At 71.1% G+C, this 5,475-nt stretch carries 3 protein-coding genes; 2 read left to right on the plus strand and 1 reads right to left on the minus strand.

Annotated features, from left to right (window positions below; genetic code table 11):
• The first annotated feature begins 405 nt into the window (after positions 1–405).
• Positions 406–1,644, plus strand: a complete 1,239-nt coding sequence (gene ilvA / locus ACWD38_RS29935; RefSeq protein WP_184485537.1) for a threonine ammonia-lyase IlvA — start codon at positions 406–408, stop codon at positions 1,642–1,644.
• 209 nt (positions 1,645–1,853) lie between these two features.
• Entirely contained in the window at positions 1,854–4,025 is a 2,172-nt protein-coding gene (locus tag ACWD38_RS29940; protein ID WP_450125412.1) for an NTPase, read from the plus strand.
• Between the two features lie 48 nt (positions 4,026–4,073).
• Here the strand turns inward: ACWD38_RS29940 and ACWD38_RS29945 are convergent, their stop codons facing one another.
• Positions 4,074–5,294 carry a cytochrome P450 gene (locus ACWD38_RS29945; RefSeq protein WP_450125413.1) on the minus strand — a complete coding sequence of 407 codons (1,221 nt, stop codon included), beginning with the start codon at positions 5,292–5,294 and terminating at the stop codon, positions 4,074–4,076.
• Positions 5,295–5,475 lie beyond the last annotated feature (181 nt).

Consider the following 5,475-nt stretch of genomic DNA (forward strand, 5'->3'; position numbering starts at 1 on the left):
GGCTCGGGTTGCTCTGGTAGTCGGGTAGCGGAACCTCAGCGGGCTTCTCGCTGCGGGATCTTTTTCCCAAGTGGCTCCGCCACGAGGGAAAAAGCCGTCCTCGCGAGAAGCCCGCTGAGAACCCGCCGGTGGTCGGCTTGTCGACGTGGGCTATTCGCTTCGCGAATACAGGCACGGCCTTCGGCCGCAAGGCACCGCTTCGCTCGCCCTGCTGCACGGCCTTCGGGCGGTGGGATCGGTTTCTTGTTGTGAACGGGCCTTCACTGCGGGTGGGTGGGGGCCCGTTTCGCGTTGTGGGAACGTGACCCCCCGGCGCGGGGGTGGGCGGGCGGTGGCGCATGCTCGTGCTGCGTTCCCATTTCCCAGAACCAAGGCCAGGAGGTCAACGCCGTGTCGTCTAGCCCCGTGGGCGCCGCCGACGTGGACGCCGCCGCAGAGCGGTTCGCCGCAGCGATCCCCACGACCCCGCTGCACCGCAACGAGCGGCTGTCCGCTCGCCACGGGCTCGACGTGTGGATCAAGCGCGAGGACCTCACCCCGGTCCGGTCCTACAAGGTCCGCGGCGCCTACAACTTCATCGCCCAGCTCTCGCCCGAGCAGCGCGAACGCGGTGTCGTGTGCGCCAGCGCGGGCAACCACGCCCAGGGCGTCGCGTTCGCCTGCGAGGCGCTGGGCGTCACCGCCCGCGTGTACCTGCCGCGCACCACACCGCGGCAGAAGCGGCAGCGGGTGGCCCGCTTCGGCGGGCGCCACGTCGAGGTCATCGTGCACGGCGACACCTACGACGACGCCGACGCCACGGCCCGCGCCCACGCGGCGGAGACCGGCATGACGCTGATCCCCGCGTTCGACGACCCGCGCACCATCGCCGGGCAGGGCACCGTGATCCGCGAGGTCGTCGAGCAGCTCGGCTCCGCGCCGGACGCGGTGATCGTGCCCGTCGGCGGCGGTGGGCTGCTCGCGGGCACGCTGTCGTGGCTGCGCGAGACGCACCCGGAGGTCCGCGTCATCGGTGCCGAGCCGCAGGGCGCGGCGAGCATGGCGCTCGCCCTGGACCGCGGCGAACCGTCGCCCGTTGAGGACCTCGATCCGTTCGTGGACGGCGCGGCGGTGCGCGTCGTCGGCCGCCACCCGCACGCCATCGCGGCGGCGGAACCGCCCGAACTGGTGGCCGTGCCGGAAGGCCAGATCTGCGTCGAGATCCTCGACCTGTACCAGAACGACGGCATCATCAGCGAACCCGCGGGCGCGCTGTCGCCCTCCGCGCTCGCCCAGGACCTCGGCCTGGCACCCGGCTCGACGGTGGTGTGCCTGCTCTCCGGCGGCAACAACGACGTCAGCCGCTACGCCGAGATCGTGGAGCGGGCGCTCGTGTTCGAGGGCCGCAAGCACTACTTCCTCGTCGAGTTCCCGCAGGAACCGGGCGCGCTGCGGCGCTTCCTGGACGACGTACTCGGCCCGGACGACGACATCGCGCTGTTCGAGTACGTCAAGCGCAACAACCGCGAGACCGGCCCCGCGCTGGTCGGGATCGAACTCGGCGCCCCCGAGAACCTCGACCCCATGCTCAAGCGGATGGACGCGATCCCGCACCGCATCCAGCAGGTCCCCCCGGACAGCCCGCTGTTCCACTTCCTGGTGTGAGTTCGCTGGGTGCGGCCTCCTCCGGCGGAGGGGGCCGCGCCTGGCCCGCCCAGCCGTGCACGGGCTCGTGCACTATGCCGTTTCGGTGAAATCCGGTGGTACGAACCTGTTTTCACCGAGCAAGTGCGGCCGGATGATGTTCAGCTGCGCCCCGTTGTGGGATCTTGTGCCTTCGCGCGCCGTGCGCGTCGCTGCCCGAGGAGGCGTGGATGCCGGATCCAGCGCCCCGCCACGATCCCGGTGCACGAGCGCCGCAGCCGGAGAGCACCGTCATCAGCGTCGCCAGCACGACGGGCGACGTCGTGCAGGTCGGGCAAGCCCGCGACATCAGGATCATCCACGAGCACGTCCATCCCGCCCACGGACCGCTCGTCGAACCGCTCCGCGCTTTCACCGCCGCGGTCCGCGACCGGTGGGACGGCGAGTCGGAGCGGATTCCGATTCAGGTGCGCTGGCAAGAAGCACCGGAAGAGCTGACGGATCACCGCGCGAACATGCGTGATCGCGACGGTGCCGACCCGCCCGACCCGGCCGGCACGCTGGACCGGATCGCGGAGGTCTTCCGGAGAACGCCGGACGGGCGGCTCGTGGTCCTGGGCGGACCCGGCGCGGGCAAGACCTTCCTCGCCACCCGGTTCGTGCTCGACGTGCTGGACCTGGTGAAGGATCGCCACGACGACCTGGCCGTTCCGATCATCTTCGACCTCGGTTCGTGGGACCCCACCGCACGCTCGCTCAGGGAGTGGATGCTCGATCGGCTGGGGCTCGACTTCCCGCGATCGGACACGGACACGCTGTTCCGGGCCGGTCACGTGCTGCCCGTGCTCGACGGCTTCGACGAGATCGCGGAGGGACTGCGGGACGTCGCGCTGAAAGCGATCAACGAATACCGGGGCCCGCTGCTGCTGACGAGCCGCCCGGCGGAGTACGCGGCGGCGGTCGAGACCACAAAAGCGCTGGAAAAGGCGACGGTGGTGCAGCTGTGCGAGCTCACCCGGGACGAGGCGACCGACCACCTGTGGCGCACCGCGAAGAAGCGGATGAACCACGACGGGAGCACCCGGACCGGCTGGGATCCGGTGTTGCGAGCGCTGCGCGAGCACCCGGACACTCCCGCATGCCGGGCGCTCACCGCGGCGTTGAGCTCGCCGCTGATGGTCTGGCTCGCCCGGACCATCTACGCCTACGGCAACGATCCGGAGGAACTGCTGGACACGACGCGGTTCGGCGACCGGGAGGCGCTGGAGGACCACCTCCTGAGCAGCCTCGTACCCACGGTCTTCGACCCGATCCCCGGCGGGCACTCCGAGAAGGCCTCCCGCAGGTGGGACCCCGCGTACGCCGAGCGCCGGCTGCGCCACCTCGCACGGCACCTGCAACGGCTGCACGACGCGCAGGACCTCGCCTGGTGGCAGGTTTCGCGGAGCATGCACCGCGTCTCCCGCGCCCTCGTGATCGCCCTCGTGATCGGGCTGACCGTCTTCCTGGCCGTGTTCCCCATGCACGTGGCGATCGGCCTGTGGGCCGGGCTGGACCTCGGCGAAGCGCTGCGGACGAGCAGGACTTCCGGTCTCCTCAACGCGGGCGCCGCCGGTATCGCGTTCGGCATCGCCTACGCAGCGGTGATCACCCTCGGCCGCGCGGGCACGGAACCCTCTCGGATGCGGTTGCCGCTGCACGGCGGCGGGAGTGTGCAGCGGAGCTCCGGCAAGCGGATCGCGACCCGGATCGCCGTGGCCGCGCTGCTCGGGATCGGGTTCGGCTTCGTGGGCGGAGCCGGCTCGCGCCTGGTGCTGGCCTGGCTGGAGAACCCGCTGCACCTGACGGCCTTCTGGGTGGACGGCGTGCTGTACGCGATCATGTACGGGACCGGTTCCGCGGTGGTCTTCGGGACGGCCGCTCTGCTGGAGGCGCCCATCAGGACCGAGTCGGCCGCCGACCCCATCAGCCTGCTGCGCAGCAACCGCGTCACGACGCTGCAGATGCTGCTCGTCTTCGGGCCGGCGTTCGGCGTCGTCGTCGGGCTCAGCGGGAGCGCGCTGGTCGCGCTGTTCGGCGGGAACCTCTGGGGCGTCCCGCTGTACTGGAACGCCATCGCGATGATCCAGTACGCGGCGGTGGGCGCGGTCGGCGGCGGGCTCGCGGCCGCCCTCAGCTTCACCGCGTGGGGCGAGTGGCTCGTGTTCGGCAGGCTTTGGCTGCCGCTGGCGGGACGATTGCCATGGCGGACGGTCACTTTCCTGCACGACGCCCACCGGCTCGGCGTGCTGCGCACGCACGGTTCGGTGTACCAGTTCCGGCACGGGCGCCTGCGCGACCACCTCGCGGCGACCGAGCACGCCATGAGCCGCGAGGGGAACGGCTCCAGGTCAGCGCCGTGAGGCGGGCGGCGTCCGGACGCGGATCGCGCCGCGCCCGGACGCCGTTGATCACCGGTTCGCCGCGCCCCAGCTGATCGGCATCTTCGAAGGGCCGCGGGTGGACAGGCCGTCCTTCCACTCGACGCCCTCCTCCCCCGCGGCCAAGCGCAGGTCCGGCAGGCGGCGCAGCAAGGTGTCCAGCGCGACCTGCAGCTCCATCCGGGCCAGCGGCGCGCCGAGGCAGTGGTGCGCGCCGTGCCCGAAGCCCACGTGCGAGGCCTCCTCGCGCAGCAGGTCCAGCACGTCCGGCTCGGAGTAGACGGCCGCGTCGCGGTTGGCCGAAGCCGTGCTCGGCAGCACCGCCTCCCCTGCCTTGACCGTCACCCCGCCCAGCTCGACGTCCTCCAGCGCGTAGCGCGGGATGCCCGCGCCGTTGCCGAGCGGGACGTAGCGCAGCAGCTCCTCCACGGCGCGCGGGATCAGCGCGGGGTCGTCGCGCAGCCGGGCCAGCTGGTCGGGGTGCTGAAGCAGCACGTAGACGAAGTTCGGGATCTGCGAGGCGGTCGTCTCGTGCCCGGCGACCAGGATCGCCTCGGCCAGCGAGAGCATCTCGTCCTCGGTGAGGCGGTCGTCGTCATCGCGGGCGGCGACCAGCGCGCTGAGCAGGTCGTCGCGCCCGTCGTCGTGGCGGCTCTCGCGGCGCTCGGCGATCAGCCTGGCCATGTACTCCCGCAGCAGGCCGACGCATTCGACGACCTCGTCCAGGGTGAACTTGGTCGTGGACAGGAAGGCGTCCGACCACACCCGGAAGTCCTTGCGGTCCTCGTAGGGCACGCCCAGCAGCTCGCAGATCACGGTGATCGGCAGCGGCAGCGCGAAGTCCTCGACCAGGTCGGCGGGCGCGCCGCGTTCGACCATCCCGTCGACGAGGCCGTCGGCGATCTCCTGCGCGCGCGAGCGCAGGCCTTCGACGCGGCGCTGGGTGAACGCCTTCATGACCAGTCGGCGCAACCGGCTGTGCTCCGGCGGGTCCATGCTCATGATGTTGCCGCTGGAGCCCTGGATCGGTCGCATCCGCGCCTCGTCGCGCCCGGCCCCCGCGGCGCGGCTGAACCGCTTGTCGCCGAGCACGAGCTTGACGTCCTCGTAGCGGCTGGCCAGCCAGCCCGGTTCCCCGTACGGCAACCGCACCCGGATCAGCGGCTGCTCGCGCAGCTCCTCGAACAGGGGCTCCGGGTCCAGCCGTTCCGGTTCGCTGAACGGGAAGGACTTCGGCTCCGCGGTGGTCATCCACGACTCCTGTGGTCGAACGTTCGGGACTCCGACCACGCTAACAGATAAGTCAGACGACTGTCTTACTGATGTCTTTGCTTGGCTTGAGTAGTGGGGCGGGTGGCGGAACCTCAGCTGCTTCCTCGCTGCGGGATCTTTTTCCCGAGTGGCTCCGCCACGAGGGAAAAAGCCGTCCTCG

This window comes from Saccharopolyspora sp. NPDC002578, from assembly GCF_053592695.1.